We start from the raw sequence: 23,087 nt of genomic DNA on the forward strand, positions 1-23,087 counted from the left end.
TCGGTGCTTGAAAACTGCGGAAGCGGACCCGGCCGCTATCGGAGCGAAACTGAGACCGATCCGAGAGGATCGTCGGCAGTCGAGACCGGTCTCAGGGCTGAACGAGCCCGGCAGCCTGAAGCGCGTCTTCGGCGTCGCGACCCTCGTGGACGACGGCACTCACCGCGCGGGTGATCGCCTCCGGATCATTGTGTTGGAAGATCGACCGTCCCATCGAGACGCCGGCCGCGCCGCCGTTCATGGCACCGCTGACCATCTCGATCGTCTCGCGATCGGTCCCCTTCGAGCCGCCGGCAATGACGACCGGGAGCCGGGTCGACTCACAGACGTGCTCGAAGGAGTCGGCGTCACCGGAGTACCCCGTCTTGACGACGTCGGCTCCCAGTTCCTCGGCGAACCGCACGGCGTGGCCGAGTGCTTCGGGGTCGTCCCCCTCGACGCCGGGGCCGCGCGCGTAGGCCATCGCGAGCACGGGCAGGCCGAATTGGTCGGCCTCGCCGGCCAGCTCCGCGAGATCCTCGATCTGTTTAGGTTCGTAGGTTGAGCCGACGTTGATGTGGACGGAGACGGCGTCGGCGCCCGCCCGGATCGCCTCCTCCGCGGTCGCAGTCACTCGTTTGTCGTTCTCGTCGGGGCCGATCGTCGTCGAGCCGTTGACATGAACGATGTATCCGGCACCGTTCTTGTTCGGATGGACGCGAGGGGCGATCCCTTTCTGAGTCAATACGGCGTCCGCGCCGCCGGCCGTCACGCCGTCGATGGTGGCCTCGATGTCCCTCAATCCATCGACGGCTCCCATCGTGAGGCCGTGGTCCATGGGTACGATGAGGTAGCGGTCATCGGTGGAGATGCGGTCGAGTCGTGCGGTGAGTCCTGCTGTCATGGTTGATAGGTCCGGAATGGACTGCGTTCGGGGGTGCGATCCGGTTCGTATGCCAAAGTGTGGCAATAGCGGATAAGTGGCTTTCGTTCGGCGTCAGTCATTCGGGGTCGGCGATCGCCGACCGGGCCGAGTATCCGCGTTCGGCGCCCGCGACGAGTTCACGGGAGAGTGACTCGAGTCGCTCGGCGACGGTTTCGACCGCGAGTCCCTCCGCCACGCCCTCCGCGACAATGTCCACGAGCGCGGAGCCGACGATGATCCCGTCGGCACCGGCCGCCACGATCCGTTCCGCCTGTTCGCCGGACGAGATGCCGAACCCGACCGCCTTTGGCACGTCGTACTCACGCAGTCGATCGAGGCTTTCGGCCGTGTGATCGGAGACATCGGCTTTCGCGCCGGTCGTCCCCAGACGCGCCTGGACGTAGACGTATCCGGAGACGCGCTCCATGATCCGATCGAGACGTTCGCCGGCGGTCGTCGGCGCGACGATGAAGACGAGATCGAGACCGAACTCGTCGCAGGCCTCCCTGAGCGGTCCAGCCTCCTCGGCCGGGAGATCGGGCACCACGAACCCCTCAAGGCCGGCCTCCGCCGCGCGCTCGACGAACGGTCGGGGACCGTCGGCCGCTCCCCACTGGTAAATGAGGTTGTAGTAGGTCATACAGACGAGCGGGACATCGACGTCGAGGTCCTCGACGAACTCGAAAAAGCGGGTCGGGGTCATACCGCCTTCGAGCGCTCGGACGACCGCCTCCTGAATGGTCGGTCCCTCCGCGATCGGTTCGGAGAACGGGAGTCCCAGTTCGATGATGTCGGCGCCGCCGCGTTCGAGCGCCTCGACGTACGAGAGCGAGGACTCGTAATCGGGATCCCCGACGGCGAGATAGGGGATGTACGCCGGGCCGTCCGCGAACGCCCGGGCGATCGCCTCGCTGTTTCCGGTGGTGGGGGACATCTACAGTCCTCCCGTGAACATCGACATGTCCGGTCCCGCATCGAGATCTCGCCGGTCCGTCTCTTCGATCACCGATTCGAGGTCCTTGTCGCCTCGCCCGGAGACCGTGACCACCACCGTTTCGCCGAGGCGATCGTCGGGAGCGTCGTCGTCGGACGCACTGCCATCGCCGCCGGATGCGTTATCGGCATCGTCCCCGAGTTCGTCGTCAACCGCCTCCAGGTATGCGAGCGCGTGTGCGGACTCGAGTGCGGGGATGATCCCCTCGGTCCGCGAGAGTCGGTGGAACGCCTCCAGGGCCGCCACGTCGTCAACGGCCGCCGGGGTGACACGACCCTCGTCGACGAGGTGGGCGAGTTGGGGGCCGACACCCGCGTAATCGAGCCCCGCGGAGACGGAGTGGCTTTCAACGATCTGGCCATGGGAGTCCTGGAGGAGGCGCGTGCGCGCGCCGTGGAGCACGCCCTCCTCGCCGACAAAGAGCGACGCGGAGTGAGGTGCAACACCCTCGTCCTCATCGATCTCCAGGCTCTCACCGCCGGCTTCGACTGCGTGAAGCGCCACCTCGGTGTCGTCGAGGAATGCGGCGAACGATCCCATCGTGTTCGAGCCGCCGCCGGCACAGGCGACCACGTCAGTCGGGAGGTCGCCGATCGCCTCGATCGCCTGTCGGCGCGCTTCCTCGGAGACGACGGACTGGAAGTCGCGGACCATCGCCGGGAAGGGGTGGGGACCGACAACGCTGCCGATGACGTAGTGGGTGTCCTCGACGGATCCGGCCCAATCGCGCATGGTCTCGGAGATCGCTTCCTTGAGCGTGCCGCGACCCGCAGTCACAGGGGTGACGTCGGCGCCGTTGAGCTTCATCCGGAAGACGTTCGGACGCTGGCGGTTGATGTCGCGTTCGCCCATGTAGATCTCACACGGCATGTCGAGATGGGCGGCCGCCATCGCCGTCGCGGTGCCGTGTTGGCCGGCGCCGGTCTCCGCGATGATCCGATCCTTGCCCATGTACTTCGCGAGCAGGACCTGTCCGAGCGCGTTATTGAGCTTGTGTGCGCCGCCGTGGAGCAGGTCCTCGCGTTTCAGATAGACGTCCCGATCGTACCGCTTCGAGAGCCGTTCTGCGTGCTGTAGCGGAGTGGGCCGCCCGCCGAACTCCCGAAGCCGACGGCGGAGTTCGTCCATGAAGCCGTCCTCGTTCTCGAGGACGTACCGCTCGTAGGCGTCGGTCAGCTCCTCGATGGCTGGCATCAACGCCTCCGGAACGTACTGGCCGCCGTAGCGGCCGAAGTTCCCGTCGGTCTCACCCGAGACGGGGGTCGGATCCTCGGGCGGTCGATCGCCCGCGGCCGGATCGTCGATCGTCGCGTCGGTCGTCACCTGCTCGTCCGTGTCGGTCGTGGTCTCGCTCATGATCTGGATCTGTCGTGTTCTTCGGCATCGTAGTCGACGGCTGCGGAACCGTCGGCTCCCTCGGCGTCAGTCGATCCGTCCGTCTCCGCGGTCGTAAACGTTCGCGTGTTCGATCGGACGTCCCCGTCCATGATGGCGCTGCCGATCAACAGTGCGTCCGCGCCGGCCTCGCGCATCCGGCGAGCGTCGACGGCCGTGGTGATGCCGCTTTCAGCGATCAGCGTCACGTCGTCGGGTGCATGCGGTGCGATCCTCTCGAAGGTCGAGAGATCGACTGCCAGTCGCGCCAGATCGCGGTTATTGACTCCGACGAAGCGCGCGCCGGCCGCAGTAGCCCGATCGAGTTCCTCCCGGTCGTGGACCTCGACGAGGACCTGAAAGCCCCGATCGCGGGCGGCCGCGAGCAGGGGTTCGAGGTCGTCGCCCAGAAAGCGCGCGATCAACAGGACGACGTCGCTTTCGACCGCATCGAGCTGTTCTTCATTCAGGATGAAGTCCTTGCGGAGAACCGGGACGTCGACGGCCCCGCGAACGCGTTCGAGGGTGTCAGTCGACCCGCCAAAATGTGCCGGCTCGGTCAACACCGAAAGCGCTGCGGCCCCGCCGTCGACCATCGCGGTCGCGAGCGCGACGGGATCGTCCTCGCGGGTCCCTTCCGTCGTCGGACTGGTCGGTTTGACCTCCGCAATCACCGGCGTTCGATCGTCCGCCTCCGCCGCCGCGAACGCCGAGCGAAGATCGCGGGGATCGACGTCGATGCGCTCCCCGCCGCGCGATCGCGTCCTGGCAGCCTCCAGGATCGATCGGACCGCGGGCGCGAGGTCGTCCGAGGTATCGTCCATTACTGATCACTAATGTACGTATCTGTTCATAAGACTTGCGTCCCGGTCGCCGGCGTCGAGAACGCAGTAGGATCGCGGGCGTTCCTCGGCGGGAGGCGAACTTGCTTATCGCTCCCGCCCCAACGGTCGAACATGACTGATGACGCCACGTCGGGGAAACGGTCGAGAACGGGAACGAAGGCGGGAGCTGGAACAGAAACAGGACCAAAAGCGGGAGCAGGAACCGGAACAAGAACCGGAACAAGAACGATGAGGCACCATCGGCGAGAGGGGACTGAGACGAGAGGCGATCGGAGGACGCGGCAATGGTGAGCCTCGCCGGAACCACGGGCGTCTACGCGCGGTCCTATGAACGACTGGACCGCGCCATCAAGATCGGTTTCGCGAGCGGGCACGTGATCTCGGTCTCGTTCCCCCGAACGATCCCCGAAGATGTCGACACGGACCACGAACTGCTCGATCGGATCAGCGAGTATCTGGAGGGAAGCGAGGAGACGTTTGCGGACGTGGAACTCGGGTTGACCCTTCCGACTGATCGTCGGGCCGTATTGGAGGCAGTCGAGAGCGTCCCCTACGGCGAATCGGCGTCCGTCAGCCGGATCACGCGGATGGCCGGGCGCGACGACAACGATCCCGAAGATCTGGAGTTCGTGAAGGACGCCCTCCGGGACAATCCGACTCCGCTTTTCGTTCCGGACCATCGTGTCGAGGGGGGTCCCTACGCGACGCCGAGCGACGTCCGCGAGACGTTTCGGGACGTCGAGGAGCTTCGCTGATCGGGAGAACGGGGAGGGACCCCGAGCCGCCGATCGGCCGCGATCGATGAAACCGTTTTAATCGTCGACCGGCGAATCGGGAGTATGACCGACGTCGAGATTCCCACGGACCACCCGCGCTATGAGTCGCTATTGACGCGACATCGGATCGAGGCGGGCATCGACAAGGGGATCACCTCCAGACAGGGACTTATCGCGCAGGGACGCGGGGAGGCGTTCGACTATCTGCTTGGCGAGCGGACGATCCCGTCGGCGAGGGAAGCCGAACGTGCGGCGGCCGCACTCCTGCTTTCGGCCGATCATCCCGTTCTCTCGGTCAACGGAAACGTCGCGGCACTCGTCCCGGATGCGATCGTGGAACTCGCGGCGGCAACGGACGCGGATATCGAGGTGAACCTGTTCAACCGGACCCGAGAGCGGATGGAGCGGATCGCAGCCCACCTCCATGAACACGGTGCCGAGGAGGTGAAGGGCCTCACGGCCGACGAACGCATTCCGGGCCTCTCACACGAGCGGGCGAAAGTCGACGCCGAGGGGATCGGGGCGGCCGACGTCGTGCTCGTTCCGCTGGAGGACGGCGATCGTGCCGAGGCGCTCGCGAAGACGGGAAAAACGGAGATCGTGATCGACCTCAATCCCGGATCGCGGTCGGCGCGATCCGCGGCGGTTCCGATCATCGACAACATCATCCGGGCAGTGCCGAACGTGACGCGCCACGCCCGCGAACTGTCGGACGCGCCTGTCGAGGAGCTCCAGTACATCGTCGACTCCTTCGACCGCGAGGAGGCGCTCGCGGCGGCCGAGGAGGCGATCCGGCAGGGATCGTTCGACGAAACGGACGGAGACGGTGAGGTGGACGAACCGGGTGAGACGAACGGAACGAGCGAGACCGATGAGAGGATCGAGACTGACGAGGAAGTCACGATCGATGAAAGAGGCGAGACCGACGAGGGCTACGAGGGCGACGAAGCGACCGGGATGGATGATCCCCGCAATGGGGACGCCGACGCCGAGTAGCCGGATGGAGGAGGATCAACGCTGACGGAAGTGGCCGAAATGGAGTGGGAGTGATGGCGACGGCGAACGTCACTCCGCCTCGGGAAACACGAGCGATTCGCCGCCAAGTCGGTCCCGATCGTGTGGGGCCTCGAGATCGAGGTCGGGACCACGAGCGATGATCCCGGAGGGGTTGACCTCGGGATGGGTCGTGTAGTAATGTTCGGTGATATGGTCCATCGCCACCGTTTCGGCGACGCCCGGGAGCTGGTAGAGATCGCGCAGATACGGCCAGAGATGCTCGTACTCGTGGATGGCTCTGACGTTGCACATGAAGTGGGTGTGATACACCATATCGAAGCGGATCAGCGTCGTGAACATGCAGACGTCCGCCTCGGTGACCTCGTCGCCGGCGAGGAATCGTCGGTCGGCGAGCACGTCGTTCCACCGGTCGAGCGCGCTAAAGAGGTCATCGATGGCCTCATCGTAGGCCGCCTGGGAGGTCGCGAAGCCGGCGCGGTAGACGCCGTTGTTGATCGGCCCGTAGATCTCGGTGATGAGATCGTCGATGCGGTCGATCGCGGCGTCGTCCTCGGGGAGGAGGCGACGACCGTTCCCGAGGTCGGCAAAGGCCGTATCGAGCATGCGGAGGATCTCGCGGGATTCGTTGTTGACGATGGTGTCCTCGACGGTGTCGAAGAGGACGGGTACCGTCACCCGGCAGGTCACATCGGAATCGGCTCGCACGTACAATTCGCGCAGATAGTCGCTGTCGTGGACGCGATCCGGGGTACACCCCTCCTTGTCGGGAGAGAACTGCCAGCCGTCCTCGCCGCGCCAGGGATCGACGACTGAGACGCCGATCGCGTCCTCGAGCCCGAGCATCGAGCGAGCGAGGAGCGTGCGGTGGGCCCACGGACACGCAGAGGAGACGTACAGGTGGTAGCGACCGGGTTCCGGTTGGAAGCGGTCGTCGGGGTCCGCCTCCAGATGGGAGGGGATCTCCGAGCCGGCGACCCAGTTTCGAAACGTGGTCGTCTGCCGGGTGAACGCGCCGGAGTCGTCGGTCGACTCGTGGGCGTCCACACGCCACTCACCGTTCACGAGCTTGTTCATGCGGGATCGACGGATGCGATCGGGTTAACGATTACTGGCGGGATGGGACGGGGATTTCACGGACGATCGGAGGAAGCACGAACACATCGATCGAGGAGATTCGACTAGGGTCGGGAGAATTCACGGCGATGGAGGGACCGTTCCGCCGGAACGTCGTCGGAGCCGGGATCCGATCGGGAGCGGACCCTCAACGGTCGGCGTCGGACGGATCATCGTCCGAGTCCTCGGAGTCGTCGGGGATATCCTCGCCGTCCGCGCCGTTCCGCCGGCCGCCCCGGCCGGGGGTGCCCCGGTCGGCGCCGGACTTGCCGGAGTCGTCATCGGGAGCGTCGGCCATCCCCGAATCGGGTTCGGGCGGTCGATCGTATCGGAAGACTCGATCGTCGTCGAAGACGAGATACCGACCGTGCGCCTCGTCCTCGATCACACGGTTGTCGGTGTCGATCGCCACGTCAACGAGCCCCTTCAGGGAATCGACGGTGATCGACGGCACTGCGTCGGCGGCTTCGGGCGGGCGGCCGACGGTGATCCAGTCGTCGAACTCCCGACGCTGCGAGCGATAGTCGACCCAGCGACGCTCGGCGTCGGAGGGCGACAGCGTTCCGGTCCGTCGACCGTGGAGGAGGCCGACGAGGGCGAGTGCTGAAAGCAGCGTGAGGAGGGGACCGACGACTCGTCGGGAGAGACCGTACTCCACCGGGACCGTGATCTCCTCCGACCGGGACCCGGAGTTCGCCACGACGCCTGGATCGTCGACGCGATAGATCCCGCTTTCGGGATTGATCGGGAGCCGAACGGTCCGGATGGTGTCGACCTGCTGGCCGTTTCGGGTCCCCGTCACGTTCGCCGTAGTGACGATGGCGACCTCCACGGAGCCCGGCGTCCCGCCGAGTTGTTCGTCGATGCGGCTGGACTCGGTGGCCGCCTCGGTCACGTTCGTGGAGAACGACGCCGTCGCCTCCTCGGTGGGGCCGAGCGATTCGACGCTCGTTCGGTTGAGGGGCTCCGTCACTCGCCAAAAGACGGTTTCGTTGTCGTCGTTGCGCGTCTCGACGGAGCGGAGAACGAGGTCGGTTGAGAGATCGACGTCGAGATCGCCGCCGTCGCTAGCCGTATACGAGTGGACGAACTCGCCCGAGAGTTCCGGAGAGGCCTCCTGAAAGTACACCCTTCGGTTTCGGAGTTGCGTTCCCTCCTCGAACGCCCGGGTTCCGTTTACCACGGTCGCCTGGTGGGAGAACTCTCCGTGGGACTCCCAGGAGGAGACCTGTCGCGTTTCCGTCTCCATCCCCGGGGAGACGTTGGTCGTGTACGTGAGATATCCGCCGACCGCTCCGATGAGGAGCAGGCAGACGACGATGAGCGCGTAGTTGTCCCCCACCCACATGCGAACGCGACGAGAACGGCCACTCATTCGTCAGGGTCTACCGAGGGGCGCATAGTAATCGTTGGGGTGGCGTTATCTGATCCGAGAGAGGTACCGACGAATCAGCGAGGGATTGTCCCGGGAGCGGGATCGGACCCGGCCGGAGTCGAGTACCATCGCGCTCATCGCGTAGAACGCCCCGCCGAGAATGGCGTCGATCACGACGATCGGGAGCCATGGATGGATCATATACAGCGACCGGATGACGGGTTCCGGCAGAACGTGGAGATAACGATGTTCGACGAGGAAATAACGGTAGTACCCGGTCTCCGGGGGAGCGGTGATCGTGATGGTCACGCTGGCGGTCGTTCTGGCGGGAAGTTCGATCTCGCGAGGTTCGATCGTCATGCCCTCGGAGGCCGGTTCGAAGTAAGTTACCACTGGGACGTATCCACCGTTTCCGACGGTATACTGGGCCGATTCGCTCGTACCCTGTTCGATCACGCGGAGTCCGGAGGCGTCCCTTTCGGAGCTTACGACGCCGAACTCCTGGGTGCCCGCGGGTACGACCATGCTCGCGGTCGCCGCGAGCACGATCGCCGCCGCGAAGACGAGCGCGAAGACACGTACGTCGATTCCCGTGTCTCGGGAGCGATCGCTGCGGTGACGATCGCGCCCCTCACCGCTACCGAGGAGGACATCCGCGGCGTAAACGACGACGGAGAATCCCACGATCAGATAGGCCAGCCCCTGGGACCCGAGCATCGATCGGGTTCCGAAGAGGAATGCGAGTTGCTGTTGGATCCATGTCAACGCGTCCTGACTCGCCGTGACGAGCGCGCCAACGCCCGGTATCGCCACCACCGCTCCGCCGGGCTGCCAGACGACGGCGACGATTTGCGGCTTGGTGACGAGCGGCTCGCCGCCGTCCTGATCGGAGAAGGGGTTGTTGTCACCCTGGGTGATGTATCCGCGATCGCGTTCCTCGACGATGCGGTGGGTCGTGAGACCGCCGCTATTGATCTCCTCGGCGCGGAAGGTGACGACATCGCCCTCCTCAATCGGTCCAGCGATCGCCGCGGGGATCGCCACGAATCCATCGCCGGGCTCCAGGGTCGGCTGCATGCTGCCCGAGGTGACGAACCCGAGCAGAACCGGCTGTCCAAGGATCTGTCCGGCGATCATCGAGACGAGGAAGACGACGATCGCGATCTCGAACAGCAGTTCGGCGACTCTGCGTGCCTCCATCATGTTCCGTTCGACGCACTGGCACAAAACGGTTGGTGACGATTCGGGTTCGATCACGAACCATCGTCAAACAGGGACAGCTAGAGGGAGGGATTCAAAAGCTCGCATCGAGGCAGAACGGTGATCGTCCACGAGCCTCCGATTACCGCGAGATCGGACGACGCTCACCGGAACCGGAAGAGCACGCTGAGCCCGAGCAGCGCGACGACGACCGTGATGCTGACCGACTGCGGGGTCGGGGAGAATCCGTCGAACCAGGACGTGAGGTCGAGTACCGACGACTCGGAGATATCGGCCGTATCCGAACCGTCGTCGCTTCCGGAACTGGACGCGGAGGAGTTATCGCCGGAGCTGTCGAGCGCGCCGATCGGAACGTCCGTGGACGAGGAAGTCGAAGTGAGGGTCGGAGTCGATGTCGGCGTTGAGGATGGCGTGAGTTCCGGCGTCGATATCTCGACAGGGGGATCGTGGCTCTCGTCCGGATCGTCACCCGGAGGGGATCGATCCGGGCGTTCGGCGTGAACCGTAAACGAATCAGCGCTCTCGACGTCGTGGTTGCCGCGGGTGTCGATCGCCACGCCGACCGAGAGCGTTTCGTTCGCCGTGAGGGTCACGGCGTCCTCGCGGCCTTCCATCGGTTCGGCGGGAGCGTCGCCACGATAGAATCGTACGTCTTCAGCGGGAGCATCGAGCCATACCGTCACGGGGCGATCGCCCGCGTTGTGGAGCGTGAGTACGCGATCGATCGTAGTGACTGCCTCAGAATTGAGGCGCGCGACGCCGACTCCGGGGGTCATCTCGCCGATCGAAAGCGCCAGTTCTCCGGAATCAGTGACCACGGTGTACTGGCTGTTGGGGGAGTCCGCAGGGGAGAGCACGAGACCGTGAGCAGTCTGGTCAGCTGGAGTCGAACTCACTGGCACGGCTCCGGTCGGGACGAGGATTCCAGTGATAGCGAGCGAAACGACGAGAAGACAAAAAATTCGAGTAGAGAACATGAGGAACAGTATTCGTTGTTTTCGGTAGTTTGAATGGGTACTCGTCGGGTGCGTGTCTATGTAGTAAATGAATCTCTACCGGGATTGTAGTGCGGTGATTGACACCGATTCAACAAGAGCTTGAACTGGGATACTGAATATTTTCGATGCTCTGTTTCTTTTCATTCAACGCCGAGGTCGCCGACCGCGGTCGGACAGCCCCCAGTAAACCTCGGGAGGACCTTGCTGGTCAGCCTGTGCCCGTCAGCCCACAGTTCCACGTTGGTCGTACTGCTCTTTCTACCTGCGCCCGATGGGAATCGTCACGGGTTCACCGGTCTCAGGAAGGACAGCCGTATGGTCGGCATCATCGCGAGCATTGGGGCCGTCGTATTCGGAGATCGGCGCACCGGAATCTCACGGCTTCGAAAGGATTCCCGACTCGCCATCCGTGACGGGACCGGCCGCCTGAATCTGACCGTCCACAGCTACGGGGGCGATGCGTCCCCCCCGACGGCATCCGACTGTATCGACGCGACGGGGCGCGTGCCCGCGTCTTCAGAGACATGGGCTACCAGTGAGTATCATGGCTACAGCGAGTACCTTCAGCGTGTACTCGACATGATCGCCTCCTGCGAGTAACTCGCCGCCGGAAAATGGATACCCTATTCATTAGCGTGCAAAGCGGAGCGAATCAGAGAATAAAAGCGGGAGAAGAAAATAATACTCTCAAATCAGTATCTTATTGATTGAGGTTCTCACTCGCTCTGACGACCACGTCTCCACTAGTGAACTGGCCCAGACTGTTCATGCCAGTAGTATCGACGTAGATTCCAACGGAGACTGACGACCCTGCGCTGAGTTTGGGATTGGCGTATCCCTTCCAGTAGTCTTGGCCATTGTCAGTGGTTTCGTCAGCCTCTTTATCATCGTCCTCGACGTCAGGACCTTCTGCACTGCCCGGGTAACCCTCAATTGCGTAAAGGCCGCCCGTTGAATCGGTGTTGGCATCAGGGAGTGCACTACCATCGACGTAGAACACGATCCGGTCAGAGTGGGCAAGGTTGTCGTCGTCGATGACAATATCGATCGGTTGCGTCCCCTGGTTAGTCAGTTGGAAGACGGCGTCGAACCAGGTCTCAGCATCGGGGTTGAGACCGCTTCCACCCGTCGTCGAGTTGCTATTAAAGTTGACGACCAGTTCATTACTGGAGCCATCCACTTGCGCATGTTCTCCGTTTTCGAGGCTATCCGGAGCAGACATCGCGAGGTATGCATTGTTGTCAGCTGCGATCGAGAATGATGCCGCCCGGGAAGCGGTGATATTCGAGAACGCACCAGTACCTGTTACAGCCGCGGCGCCGGCGGCGAGCGATCCCACACCAGCGACGAATTTTCGTCGTTGCATAGTTGTTCACGTGCCCCGTCTGGAGCACATCTCATCCATACACCCCCTTCCGGATTGTAGTGAGCCGATTGAAGTCGGTCAACGGTCGGTTGAACGGTGGAAACGTGTCCATACCGGGCTTCAAACGGGCATATATCGAGTTCAAAGGCTGATGTAAAAACGTCAACGAGCAATTAATTATGTACACTGCCGTGTGATGTGTGAATACCCTCCGGAGGTGAATGCATGAATCTCGAACAGGACAACGTATTCGAGGTGTTGAGCAATCGCCGACGACGATTCGTCCTCCATTATCTGCGGGGGAACGGGGCGCAAGCGGCAGTGGGAACGCTCGCCGAGTACGTCGCCGCCTGGGAGAACGGCATCGACGTCGCAGCCGTGACCTCGACCGAGCGAAAGAACGTCTACACGGCCCTTCAGCAGTTCCACCTACCGAAGATGGAGGACCTGGGGATAGTCGTCTTTGACCGACGTGCCAGCGAGGTCGAACTCACCGACGCAGCCGACGATGTGGATGTCTATTTGGAACTGATCCGAGACGGGGACGTTCCGTGGAGCCTCTACTACCTCGGTATCAGTCTACTGACCGGCGGGCTCACGCTGAGCTACGCGTTCGGCCTGCCGATCCTCGCCGGAACAACCGACATCGAATACGCGATATTTACGGTCGCGTCCCTCACTACGATGGCGTTGGTTCACACGTACTACACGCGAAAAATGCGCCTCGGTTCGGATGGCCCCCCGCCCGAGGTAACGTAATGAGTCGACTCCGCCGACGCATCGTGGCGATAGTTGCCCTCCTTGTAGTGGGCAGCATGGCCTTCGGCGTCGGCGGGTACTCCTCACTGTCGGTCGAACGGAACGTGACCGTCTCCGTTGTCTCCTCGGAGAACGCGTATCTCGGCATCAGCGACGAGTTACAGTGTGATGGAGAAAACGACTTCATCCGGAATCAGTTCGGCGACGACACCACGATCGACAGTATCGAAATCGAGGTCACGACCGTCGACGGGTCCGTCCGGGTGGGTACTGACGGAGCGATGGACCAACTCGAATCCGGAGAGTCGACCGAACTCACGTTTCAGGGCCCCTACGAGTCAGGCGCATCGGCCGCGATACGGATCAAGCCGCCAAGCGGGAACGCCTCCGGAGCCGCGTTTCTGGAGGTCGAACTACTCGATGTCTCGGGAACGGACGTCACCGTCTCCGGCGCGCGTCGGACGTACGACGTAAACTGCCCGGATGGAGAGGCGGCAACGGAGGGCAACGCAGATCAATGATCGACTCTGAATATCCCCAGAGAAACGGGATATCGTACCGCAAAGACGGCGACGTGGCTGTTGCTGGCGCTTATCACGCACCCCAACAGCCACACCCCTCAGTGGGAAACCCCTGCTCGAAGGCGTCCATGTGCTGCCAGCCTCCGAATGATCTGGAGGAGAGTTAACGATGTCCTGGCCGTCCATTGCCAGCAACAAGCACGAACCGGACTCGGAGATCGTACTTGATGGGGGAGAACGAAGTGTACTCACTCGGCTCATCGACACCACCTCCACTATCCGGGATCAAATCCTGTGGACATTTCCGGGGATGCACCGAGACGCACCCAGGCGGAACGTGCTGATCGCAGTGCTATACGTGCTGTTGGTTTCGGTGGTTGGGGGGGTCGCCGTTCGTTGTTTTGACGTGGTTTCGGTGGTTGTTAAAGTTCGTTCTTGAGTTGTCAATAATATTTAGAAATGAAAAGACATCAGATATTCTTAACTAGAATGGATCCTTTGAATAGCGGTATCGCATTGTTTGCACCAGCAGTAGAAGCCCTAAAACACGGTTTTAGTCCATACCCGGGAATTCGATCCGATTCGGGTTATGAGCGATTTCAGATAGTTAGAACGGTGTCATACATTTATAAGCTAGTTGTGAGAAAGTACATATGAATACGAGCAGGTCCGGTGGTGTGACATTCAGTGGTGGATATACATGAGCAACACACAAGCGGGAATGAGTGGGGAATCGCGTGAGGATTCAAACGAGCGTGCGATAGCCGCCAACGGAACTAGCATAGCGAACGAAAGCGAGAGCGAGACGACCGATCTGTCCCGCAATGAAACCTTCGAGATACTGAGTAACCGCCGCAGGCGGTACGCGATCCATTATCTCGAACAGACCGAGGGGCGCGTGCCGCTCTCGGATCTCGCCGAACAAGTGGCCGCCTGGGAGAACGAGACGACGATCCCGGCCATCACCTCCGACGAGCGCAAGACGGCCTATACGTCTCTCCAGCAGTTCCACTTGCCGAAGATGGAGGAGAAGGGCGTCGTACACTACGACGATCGCGCGGGGATGATCGAGCTCACGGATTCGGCCGCTGCGCTCGACGTCTATCTCGAGATCGTCGGCCGCCATGAGGTGCCCTGGAGCCAGTACTACCTCGGCCTGTCCCTGATCGGCGTCACCGTGGTCACGCTCTCGGCGATCGGGGTCTATCCCTTTGGCCTCGTCCCGTACCTGGGATGGACGGTGTTTCTACTGGCGAGTTTCATCGTCTCCGCACTCGTACACCACCTCCACTCGAGAGGGATGCGCCTGGGGGAACACGAACGACCGCCAGAGGTGAGGCGGAGTGCGTAACGCGATCGTGGTCCTCCTCGTGTTGGTCGCGAGCGTCGGCCTCGTAGTCGGTACGAGCGGATTCTCCTCGATAGCGGCCGAACGAAGTGTGACCGTCGACGTGGTTGGCGACGAGAACGCGTACATGGCACTGGAATATCCCGACGAGACGATCGAGGTCGACGAGGGTGAACGGTCAACGTTTCTCACCGTCAGCAACCAGTTCACACAACCCGTGGACTTCACGATCGAGTACGAGATCGTCGACGCGAACGGCGTGAGCGCCGATCCGAATCCCGGCGAGAGACGCGAATCGAACGTCGGCGTGGGCGAGTCGTTCGACGTATCGGTGCTCTACACCTGCGACTCGGTCGGCGACGAGTCGGCCACCGTCTCCTTCCACGCTCGCGCCATCGGGTCCAACAATGGCAGCGTGTCCGCGGAGACGACGAAACCGAGAACGGTCGACTACGAGATCGACTGTGGCGACCTCGAGGTGACTTTCCAGGGCAACGGCGGAAACGCACAGGTGGACGGCATCGACACCCTCACCAACACGAACGCGACCGTCTGGACGTTGACCGATGGCGAGACGGATTCGAAAGAAGTCGATCTCTCCAAGACGGGCAAGAACGTTCGACCGAGCAGTAACGACGGCGAGAATGACGCGGCGATCGTCGCCGTCTACCTGCCGGAGACCCACGAGACACACGTCCACTCCAAACTGGAGCGAAACGAGTACGGACAACTGACGATCGAAAACCAGAGCGGTGGATCGAACGAGCCGGGCGATCCGGTCTGTTCGGGGAACGTCGATCCGGACGATCTGGGTGACGATGGCAACGACCTCATCTGTCCAGTGTAGGGCAGACCACCGAATTTCGGGTGGCAAACGTCGTCGTGGAATTCGATTCGACCGATGACTCAGGATCGATGAGGGTACGGAACGTGATGATGAAACTATCCCAATGACGTTTGATTATCAAACCACATAGTTAGATACGGATTGTTGACTATGCCTTTATATAAATTCTGGAACGTTCAACAATGACAGGAATTTAACCCAATATGTACGGAACCATTATACCGGAGAGACCGGACGATGCGATCGTGATACGATGAGACATGGAGACGTTTCCTCCTCAAGCGACACCGTCGGCGTGGCGGTCCACCAGACCGCGGCACCGAGTCCGAGCTCCCCGGAGGAAGTGATCGAACAGTGTGAAACCCTCGCCGACCGGGTCGAGGGCATCACGACCGGCGCGCCCGGCGTCGATCTGGTGATCTTTCCGGAGTACTCCACCCAGGGCATCACCTACGACGAGGAGTTGATGATGGATCTGGCGACGGAGGTACCGGGCCCCGAGACTGAGATCTTCTCGCGGGCGTGCGATGAGAACGACGTCTGGGGTGTCTTCTCGATCACCGGCGAGAAACACGAGAACCATCCCGATCGGAACCCGTACAATACCTTGCTGTTGATCGACGACGAGGGCGAAATCAGGCAGAAATATCGAAAGATCCTGCCGTGGTGTCCGATCGAGGGCTGGACCGCAGGGGAGGAGACCTACGTGACGGAGGGTCCAAAGGGGCTGCAGATCAGCCTCATCATCTGTGACGACGGGAACTACCCCGAGATCTGGCGCGACTGCGCCTACAAGGGCGCGGAGCTGATCGTTCGCTGTCAGGGTTACATGTACCCGGCTGCCGAACAACAGGAGATCGTCGCGCGCCACGCCGCGTGGTCAAACAACGCCTACGTCGCCGTAGCGAACCTCGCGGGCAACGACGAGGTCTATTCCTTCTTCGGGAAGTCGAACATCGTTGGCTTCGACGGTCGAGTTCTCGGTGAGTGTGGAAGCGATGAGAACGTTTGGCAGTACGCGGAACTGTCGGTGTCCGCCATCCGCGACGCGCGAGAGAACTGGCAGAGTCAAAATCACCTCTACAAACTGCTTCACCGCGGGTACACCTCGACCGAGGCGGCCGGTCTCGGAGACGGCGAATCGGCGAACCCGTTCTCGTTCTATGAGGACTGGGTGACGGATCCCGAGGCAACTGAGGAACGGATCGAGGAGATCACCCGGTCGACGACCGGCACCGCCGACGCGCCGATCGAGGGGCTCTCGACGGGAGCGTCTGACTCGGCCGAATCCTCGGAGCCGTCCGAATCGATGGAGCCGACAGAAGCTCCCGGCGACGACTGAGAAGGGGCCACGGTCGCCGGGCTCAGCTCCCGATGAAACGGGACCTCCACGGAACTTAAGCCCGCAGCGACCCAACCAGTGGATATGCCTGCGACGAAGGAAGTCAAATGCGAGAGCGCCGACTGCGAACTCGACATGTTCGAGAACCACTACACCTACGACGTCCCGGAGAACCACTCGGTCGACGACCTTCGATGTCCCTACTGTGGCGGTCGGGACCTCTCGGTCATCGAGGTGTGAAATGCCGGCATTCCTCTCCGCCGGCAGAAAGGCGGTTCGAAGCGTGCTCGAACGCATCGGTCGCGGGTGGGGGAAGTTCCAGGAACACCGGCCGCTCGACCACGATCTGCTCGAGGGTGAGGACGCCTACCTCGTCGTCTTCGATGCGCCGGGGATCCATGGCGAGGACGTCGACGTCCGGTTCGTCGACCGAACCATCGAGGTCGCCCTGGAACGTCCCCTGGATCGGGAACGGCGGAGCGGATTCGACCTCGTCTTTCCGGGACGAGGTCGCACGCTCACTGGGAACGTGACGCTGCCGGCGGAGGCCCGCGTGACGCCGCGAGGTGCCAACGCGACCGTCACTCGAGCCGGAACGCTCGAAGTTGAGATTCCCAAAACTGACGCGTCAGCCGACGAATAGACGGCCGACGCGGCACCGAACGGCGCTCTCGAGTCCGGATCGCGATCGTCTCTCCTTCCGATGTTCGGTTTCGGACTCCACGCTCACTGATGTCCGGATGTAGAGTCCACGCTCACTGGTGTTCGGTTTCGGACCCCCCTTCGGATGGGGTATCGGAATCGGAATCGGAGTCAGAGTCAGAGTCAGAATCGGAGATCTCACGGAGAAGGACCGTCGAGACGCGCATGCCCTCGACCTCGGAGACCTCCAGAACGTGATCGTCGACGGTGACTCGATCGCCGGTCTCGGGGCGGCGTCCGAGCTTCGAGAGGACCAGTCCGCCGACGGTCTCGACCGCATCGGTGGCGAAGTCGGTCCCCATCTCGTCATCGAGCGTTGAGAGGGCGAGCCCGCCGTCCACGACGGTCGGAGCGTCGTCACGCCGCTCGATCCCGGGTTCGCGGCCGCGGACGTCGAACTCGTCGCGGATGTCCCCGACGACGACCTCCACAATGTCCTCAATGGTGACGATCCCTTCGAGAGCGCCCCACTCGTCGATCACGGCGGCCATCTGTGCGTGTCGACGCTGAAGGTCCGAAAGGAGCGTCGCGACGTCTGTCGTCTCCGGGACGACGTGGATGTCGCGAGCGATATCGCCGGCAGTCGCGGAGGGTTCCGGATGGGTCTTATCGAACGATCCCTCGCCGGTCTCGATCGCTCGCACGACGTCTTTGGCGTCGACGAGGCCAACGACCTGGTCGGGGTCGTCCACGTCCACGACGGGGTAGCGGGTGTGGCCGGCCTCGACGATCACCGATCGGAGTTCAGCGATCGAGAGATCGGCGGGAACGCTTCGCACGTCGGGTCGGGGAACCATCACCTCGCGAGCGAGAACGTCATCGAGTTCGAAGACGCGTTCTATCATCTCCACCTCCTCGGCGGCGACGTGGCCCTCCTCGCCGGAGTGGGAAAGCGCCATTCTGAGTTCCGTCTCGGTGAGCGTCTCGTCGGTTTCGGAGGCGGGCGGCACGCCAAGCAGGCGGGTGAAGGCGTTCGCGGTCCCGTTGAAGACGAATATCCCGGGGAGAAATAGGTAGTAGAAGAGTTTCATCGGCGCCGCGACGAGCAGCGCGATCCGCTCGGCCTGGGCGATCGCGATCGTCTTGGGGGCGAGTTCGCCGAAGACGACGTGGAGAAACGTGATGACGCCGAAGCCGATCGCGAACGCGGCCAGGTGAACGACGTTCGCCGGCAGGAACTCGCCGAGCACGGGTTGGATAAGCGCCGCGACCGCGGGCTCGCCGATCCACCCGAGACCGAGCGAGGCGATCGTGATCCCGAGTTGAGTGACCGCGAGATAGTCGTCGAGGCTGTCCATCGCCTCCTGAAGTAACGTCGCACCGGTCTTCCCCTCCTCGACGAGCGACTCGACGGCGGTCGCCCGGACGCGGACGTACGCGAACTCCGCGGCGACGAAAAAGCCGTTCAACACGACGAGCACGAGTGCGAGGAGGACCCGCCCAAGAGAGACTGCGACGTCTACCATCGCCCCTCCAATCGTCGACGGTCGCGGGAACGTCCACCAACGCGCCGAGACCATCGCGTGAGTCGGCCTCCGGAGTTCGCCTTCCGGTTCGGGGAGGACGGCCTGTGATCGAACATACGTTCCCTACAGCCGGTCCCCACTAAACGGTACTGTCCGACACGCGACCGGATCGGCGAACCAATGCGTCGGCAGGGATGGAGACGGAACCCACCTGGTGGACTCCACCAGAACGGCTTTCGGGGACCCGCCGAAAACGGCCAGACATGCTACCACGTAACGTGCCGATGCAGATCGACGGGTCGATCAGCGATCGGGTTCTCACCGAGTTCCTCAACGGGGTGATCGCTACGATTCCACGGGTCATCTCCGGAGTCGTCTTTCTGGTGCTGGCGTACGTCGTGATCAAACTCGCGCTCGCCGTCACGCGAACCACGTTCGACCGGATCTATCCCGAAGAGCAGCGCCTCATCGTGGACCTGTCCGTGGCGATCGTCGGACTGTTCCTGTGGTTCGGCGCGGCGCTCGCGCTGTTGAAGATCGTCGGGCTCGGGGACGTCGCCGCGAGCCTCGGAACGGCCGGCGGATTCATCGGATTGGGCGTCGCCTTCGCGCTCAAGGAGATGATCGCGGACACGGTCGCGGGCGTCTACCTGCTCAAGGATCCGGACTTCACCCCGGGAGACCACGTGGAGACGGCCTCGGTCACGGGAACGGTTACGAAGATCGACCTTCGAAAGACCCGGATTCGGGCTGACGACGGAGAGTTAGTCGTCCTCGCGAACCGCGACGTGGAGAAGAAGTGGACGAATCAATCGCGGAGCGTGGACATGGAGTGACGGCGATGTCCGGTTCGGGGCGACCCCCTTGCCAGTGATCCCACATCCATGGCGAATTCCACGCCACAGCACACCCATCCCGCATCCGCGCCGTTTTACCGTCTCGGCCGACTACGTCGCAGTAGAATGACCGATCCGGCCGCGCTTGAGGCAGGGGCTCCCACCGACCCCGCGGACCTCACCGTCACCATCCTCGACGGATACGTGGACGAGCCGGCGCACTTTGGCGTGCCGCCGTACATCTCCACCTACCCCCGATACACGGCCGGCGCGCTCGTCGACGCCGGCGTCCCGCAGTCGGCGATCACCTACCACACGATCGACGAACTTCGCGAGGAACGCGAAAAACGAGCCGACGTCGCGGACGCCGACCTGTTCATCTACGTGGGCGGCATGACCGTCCCTGGAAAGTACGTCGGCGGCACTCCCGCGGAGCCCGACGAGGTCCGCGAACTCGGGTGGACTGCCGACGGAACCACGCTGCTTGGCGGCCCCGTCCGATTCGGCGTCGGCGAGGAGAACGCCGGCGCACAGGAGACCGAACGCGACGGCCTCGATTACGACCTCGTCGCGAAAGGGGACGTCGAGGCGGCCGCCTACGACCTCGTGGCGAGCGGTCTGGAAGGGTTCGACAACCGGATGCGCGAGAACTCCGAGGTCGACCGATGGGCACGACTCGGCGCGTTCGTCGTCGAACAGCACCCGAATCACCCCGACCACCTCATCTGCGAACTGGAGACCTCTCGCGGCTGTGCCTACCGGTGTTCCTTCTGCACCGAGCCACTATACGGCAACCCGGCGTTCCGTGACGCCGAGGGGGTAGTCGAGGAGGTCGCGGCGTTATCCGACCGCGGCGTGTCCCACTTCAGGCTCGGCCGGCAGGCCGACATCCTCGCGTTCGGTGGCGACGGCGAGGCGCCGAACCCGGACGCGCTTCGCCGTCTCTACGGCGGCATCCGAGAGGTCGCACCCGACCTTGAGACCCTCCACCTCGATAACATGAATCCGGTGACGATCGTCGACTACCCCGAGCGCTCCCGGGAGGCGATCCGGATCATCGCCGAGCACAACACCCCGGGCGACACGGCGGCGTTCGGACTCGAGTCGGCGGATCCCGTCGTGCGTGAGCAGAACAACCTGCTCGTCTCCGCCGAGGACTGTCTGGAGGCCGTTCGCGTCGTCAACGAGGAGGGCGGCTGGCGGCCAGGCGACGATCCGGACGACGACGGCCTGCATCGTGGCCCATCGACGGGACCGTCCGCCTCGCCTCGACTTCCCAAGCTGCTTCCGGGAATCAACCTCGTCCATGGCCTGCAGGGCGAACGTGAGGAGACCTTCGAGCACAACAGGCGGTTCCTCCAGCGCGTCTACGACGAGGGGTTGATGCTTCGACGGATCAACATCCGACAGGTGATGGCGTTCGCGGGCACGGAGATGGCCGAGACGGGCGCGGAGATCGCAAAGGACCACAAACAGCAGTTCAAACGCTACAAACAGGAGGTTCGCGAGACGATCGACAATCCGATGCTCGATCGGGTCGTTCCCCCGGGGACGATCCTTCCGAACGTCCACCTCGAGTACCATCAAGACGGGATGACCTTCGGTCGCCAGCTCGGTACCTACGCCCTGCTCGTCGGCGTCCCCGGCGAGCGCGAGTTGGGCCAGGCGATCGACGTGGCGATCGTCGATCATGGCTACCGATCGGTTACGGGCGTTCCCTACCCGCTCGACGTGAACGAGGCGTCGATGGGCGAACTGACGACGATCCCCGGCATCGCCCGGAGCACCGCCGGCGACGTGATCGTCGGACGCCCCTATGAGTCGCTCGCGGAAGTTCCCGTGGAAACGATCGACCTCTCGCGATACTTCGTGGCCGGGGGCACGGACGGCGTTCGGATTCCAGGGACGATGAAGTCCACCGAGCCGACACCCGGCAGAAGCGACTGATGCTCCGTCGCGTCCCGATCCGATCACCCTCGACGCGCACGCCAAGTGGCGCGACGAATACGTACGTCCTCGGAGACCTCCTCGTCGATCCGGCCGGTCGCCACCCCGATCTGGATCGGATCGTCGAGGCGAGGCCGATCGAACACGTCGTGGTTACCCACACGCATCCCGACCACGTCGGAGCAGTCGCCGAGTACGCGGCGTCCGCGGAGGCAACGGCGTGGGCGCCGAAGGCGTTCGCCGATCGGTTCGAGAACGCGACCGGGATGGGACCCGATGCCACGTTCGAGGATGGCGATGTGATCGGAGACGTCGAGGCGACCGCGATCGGGACGCCAGGTCACGCCATCGACCACGTCGCGTTCGCGGTCGATTGCTCGGACGAGGACGTCACATTCGCGGTCGATCACCTGGATGAGGAGGACGCAAACGATCCCGACCACGGCGGTCAGGAAGTGATCCTCAGTGGTGATCTCGCAGTGGCAGACGGCAGCGTCGTCGTCGGTCCCGACGGTGGCGGCCTCCGAACGTATCTCGAAAGCCTTCGTCGGCTCCGTGACCGCGATCCGGCAGTCCTGTATCCGGGTCACGGCCCCGCAATCGACGATCCCGAAGCGACCCTCAACCGGCTTATCCACCACCGCCTCGACCGGGAACGGTCGATACTCGACGCCATCGAGACGGGCGCAAGCGACGTTTCGGAGGTTCTGGATCGGGCCTACGAGAAGGACCTGACGGGCGTCGAGGACCTCGCTCGCGAGACCGTTCGTGCGCATCTCGAGAAACTCATCGAGGAAGGGCGGATCGACGATTCCTGGCACGACCGAGTTTGATCTCGACTCCCTGCTCGTCAATTCACGGCGGGGCCGCGGCGATGGAGGTAGTACTCGGTCAGCGTGCGAACGAGGATGGCGCCGAGAGCTACGAGTCCGAGGACGACCCCCATGAACAGGAGGCCGATGGCCCCCGGCCCGGGCAGGGGTTCGTCCGGAAGCGTACCGATGATGACGACGAACGCGCCCGCCGCGAGGAGAGTTATGATGACCTCGCCCGCGCGGACGGCCGTGTATGCCGGGTGGGCAGTGAGTCGATCGGCCGGCGAGTCGTCGGCGCGGACCACTCGGTAGCCAGCGAACAGCGTTTCCGCAAGGACGACGAGGGTGAGAGCGGGGCCGAGAACGGCGAGAAGGAGGAGGACACGAAGCTGCTGATCGGGGACGATCCGGAAGAACCCGAGTCCGGCAAAGACGAGGGTTCCGATGACGACGGCGAGCTTACAGGCCTGGAGGGGCTTGGTAGCGAGGAACTGGCGAGGCATCTCGTCTCGGTGTACGCG

The 23,087-nt window shown here is 63.2% G+C and carries 23 protein-coding genes and 1 pseudogene; 13 read left to right on the forward strand and 11 right to left on the reverse strand.

The genetic code is table 11. The annotated features are described in order from the left end of the window. Positions 1 to 91: 91 nt before the first annotated feature. From ACERIT_RS01040 to trpC, 4 genes are all read right to left on the reverse strand, one after another. Entirely contained in the window at positions 92 to 883 is a 792-nt protein-coding gene (locus ACERIT_RS01040) for a 2-amino-3,7-dideoxy-D-threo-hept-6-ulosonate synthase (protein ID WP_373672936.1), read from the reverse strand. 97 nt (positions 884 to 980) lie between these two features. Then, a complete protein-coding gene (trpA, locus tag ACERIT_RS01045) occupies positions 981 to 1,838 on the reverse strand; it encodes a tryptophan synthase subunit alpha (protein WP_373672937.1) in 858 nt (285 codons plus the stop codon). Continuing rightward, positions 1,839 to 3,254 carry a tryptophan synthase subunit beta gene (trpB, locus tag ACERIT_RS01050; RefSeq protein WP_373672938.1) on the reverse strand — a complete coding sequence of 472 codons (1,416 nt, stop codon included), beginning with the start codon at positions 3,252 to 3,254 and terminating at the stop codon, positions 1,839 to 1,841. Then, complete coding sequence (trpC, locus tag ACERIT_RS01055) at positions 3,251 to 4,096, reverse strand: indole-3-glycerol phosphate synthase (RefSeq protein WP_373672939.1); 846 nt, start codon at positions 4,094 to 4,096, stop codon at positions 3,251 to 3,253. The genes trpB and trpC overlap by 4 nt, the downstream gene beginning before the upstream one ends. Positions 4,097 to 4,404: 308 nt before the next feature. On the opposite strand from trpC, the gene ACERIT_RS01060 reads away from it, so the two are divergent. Both ACERIT_RS01060 and ACERIT_RS01065 read left to right on the forward strand, forming a co-directional pair. Beyond that, positions 4,405 to 4,872 (forward strand): MGMT family protein, encoded by a 468-nt coding sequence (locus ACERIT_RS01060; protein WP_373673067.1) that lies wholly within the window; start codon positions 4,405 to 4,407, stop codon positions 4,870 to 4,872. 84 nt (positions 4,873 to 4,956) lie between these two features. After that, positions 4,957 to 5,697: pseudogene (locus ACERIT_RS01065) on the forward strand (4-phosphopantoate--beta-alanine ligase); the annotation flags it as partial. Positions 5,698 to 5,958: 261 nt separating this feature from the next. On the opposite strand, the gene ACERIT_RS01070 reads toward ACERIT_RS01065, so the two are convergent. From ACERIT_RS01070 to ACERIT_RS01085, 4 genes are all read right to left on the reverse strand, one after another. Further along, positions 5,959 to 6,984 carry a glutathione S-transferase family protein gene (locus ACERIT_RS01070; RefSeq protein ID WP_373672940.1) on the reverse strand — a complete coding sequence of 342 codons (1,026 nt, stop codon included), beginning with the start codon at positions 6,982 to 6,984 and terminating at the stop codon, positions 5,959 to 5,961. 187 nt (positions 6,985 to 7,171) lie between these two features. Next, positions 7,172 to 8,398, reverse strand: coding sequence for a DUF5305 domain-containing protein (locus tag ACERIT_RS01075; protein WP_373672941.1), 1,227 nt, complete (start codon positions 8,396 to 8,398; stop codon positions 7,172 to 7,174). 45 nt (positions 8,399 to 8,443) lie between these two features. Further along, complete coding sequence (locus ACERIT_RS01080) at positions 8,444 to 9,598, reverse strand: signal peptidase I (protein ID WP_373672942.1); 1,155 nt, start codon at positions 9,596 to 9,598, stop codon at positions 8,444 to 8,446. 164 nt (positions 9,599 to 9,762) lie between these two features. After that, entirely contained in the window at positions 9,763 to 10,515 is a 753-nt protein-coding gene (locus ACERIT_RS01085; RefSeq protein WP_373672943.1) for a hypothetical protein, read from the reverse strand. Between the two features lie 417 nt (positions 10,516 to 10,932). On the opposite strand from ACERIT_RS01085, the gene ACERIT_RS01090 reads away from it, so the two are divergent. Continuing rightward, the gene (locus ACERIT_RS01090) at positions 10,933 to 11,217 is read left to right on the forward strand and encodes a hypothetical protein (RefSeq protein WP_373672944.1); all 285 of its coding nucleotides are present in this window, start codon (positions 10,933 to 10,935) and stop codon (positions 11,215 to 11,217) included. A 100-nt stretch (positions 11,218 to 11,317) separates the two neighbouring features. On the opposite strand, the gene ACERIT_RS01095 is transcribed toward ACERIT_RS01090, so the two are convergent. Continuing rightward, the gene (locus ACERIT_RS01095) at positions 11,318 to 11,956 is read right to left on the reverse strand and encodes a hypothetical protein (RefSeq protein WP_373672945.1); all 639 of its coding nucleotides are present in this window, start codon (positions 11,954 to 11,956) and stop codon (positions 11,318 to 11,320) included. 252 nt (positions 11,957 to 12,208) lie between these two features. On the opposite strand from ACERIT_RS01095, the gene ACERIT_RS01100 reads away from it, so the two are divergent. The 7 genes from ACERIT_RS01100 (at position 12,209) to ACERIT_RS01130 (ending at position 17,443) form a co-directional block, all read left to right on the forward strand. After that, positions 12,209 to 12,742, forward strand: a complete 534-nt coding sequence (locus ACERIT_RS01100; protein ID WP_373672946.1) for a hypothetical protein — start codon at positions 12,209 to 12,211, stop codon at positions 12,740 to 12,742. Then, complete coding sequence (locus tag ACERIT_RS01105) at positions 12,742 to 13,263, forward strand: hypothetical protein (protein WP_373672947.1); 522 nt, start codon at positions 12,742 to 12,744, stop codon at positions 13,261 to 13,263. The genes ACERIT_RS01100 and ACERIT_RS01105 overlap by 1 nt, the downstream gene beginning before the upstream one ends. A gap of 700 nt (positions 13,264 to 13,963) precedes the next feature. Further along, a complete protein-coding gene (locus tag ACERIT_RS01110; RefSeq protein WP_373672948.1) occupies positions 13,964 to 14,614 on the forward strand; it encodes a hypothetical protein in 651 nt (216 codons plus the stop codon). Then, the gene (locus ACERIT_RS01115) at positions 14,607 to 15,458 is read left to right on the forward strand and encodes a hypothetical protein (RefSeq protein ID WP_373672949.1); all 852 of its coding nucleotides are present in this window, start codon (positions 14,607 to 14,609) and stop codon (positions 15,456 to 15,458) included. The genes ACERIT_RS01110 and ACERIT_RS01115 overlap by 8 nt, the downstream gene beginning before the upstream one ends. A gap of 253 nt (positions 15,459 to 15,711) precedes the next feature. Beyond that, positions 15,712 to 16,800 (forward strand): aliphatic amidase, encoded by a 1,089-nt coding sequence (locus ACERIT_RS01120; RefSeq protein WP_373672950.1) that lies wholly within the window; start codon positions 15,712 to 15,714, stop codon positions 16,798 to 16,800. Positions 16,801 to 16,884: 84 nt separating this feature from the next. Beyond that, positions 16,885 to 17,040 (forward strand): hypothetical protein, encoded by a 156-nt coding sequence (locus ACERIT_RS01125; protein ID WP_373672951.1) that lies wholly within the window; start codon positions 16,885 to 16,887, stop codon positions 17,038 to 17,040. A gap of 1 nt (position 17,041) precedes the next feature. Continuing rightward, positions 17,042 to 17,443, forward strand: coding sequence for an Hsp20/alpha crystallin family protein (locus ACERIT_RS01130; RefSeq protein ID WP_373672952.1), 402 nt, complete (start codon positions 17,042 to 17,044; stop codon positions 17,441 to 17,443). Between the two features lie 112 nt (positions 17,444 to 17,555). Here the strand turns inward: ACERIT_RS01130 and ACERIT_RS01135 are convergent, their stop codons facing one another. Next, on the reverse strand, positions 17,556 to 18,968 hold the full coding sequence (locus ACERIT_RS01135; protein ID WP_373672953.1) for a hemolysin family protein: 1,413 nt from the start codon (positions 18,966 to 18,968) through the stop codon (positions 17,556 to 17,558). 263 nt (positions 18,969 to 19,231) lie between these two features. Here ACERIT_RS01135 and ACERIT_RS01140 point away from each other — a divergent pair, with 263 nt between their 5' ends. The 3 genes from ACERIT_RS01140 to ACERIT_RS01150 all read left to right on the forward strand — a co-directional run bounded on the left by ACERIT_RS01140 (position 19,232) and on the right by ACERIT_RS01150 (position 22,584). Next, on the forward strand, positions 19,232 to 19,804 hold the full coding sequence (locus tag ACERIT_RS01140; protein WP_373672954.1) for a mechanosensitive ion channel family protein: 573 nt from the start codon (positions 19,232 to 19,234) through the stop codon (positions 19,802 to 19,804). A gap of 126 nt (positions 19,805 to 19,930) precedes the next feature. Continuing rightward, positions 19,931 to 21,751 carry a radical SAM protein gene (locus tag ACERIT_RS01145; protein ID WP_373672955.1) on the forward strand — a complete coding sequence of 607 codons (1,821 nt, stop codon included), beginning with the start codon at positions 19,931 to 19,933 and terminating at the stop codon, positions 21,749 to 21,751. Then, positions 21,751 to 22,584 (forward strand): MBL fold metallo-hydrolase, encoded by an 834-nt coding sequence (locus tag ACERIT_RS01150; RefSeq protein ID WP_373672956.1) that lies wholly within the window; start codon positions 21,751 to 21,753, stop codon positions 22,582 to 22,584. The genes ACERIT_RS01145 and ACERIT_RS01150 overlap by 1 nt, the downstream gene beginning before the upstream one ends. Positions 22,585 to 22,601: 17 nt before the next feature. On the opposite strand, the gene ACERIT_RS01155 is transcribed toward ACERIT_RS01150, so the two are convergent. Then, a complete protein-coding gene (locus ACERIT_RS01155) occupies positions 22,602 to 23,069 on the reverse strand; it encodes a hypothetical protein (protein ID WP_373672958.1) in 468 nt (155 codons plus the stop codon). Positions 23,070 to 23,087: the final 18 nt, after the last annotated feature.

Source organism: Halopenitus sp. H-Gu1, assembly GCF_041821145.1.
Classification (GTDB): Archaea; Halobacteriota; Halobacteria; order Halobacteriales; family Haloferacaceae; genus Halopenitus.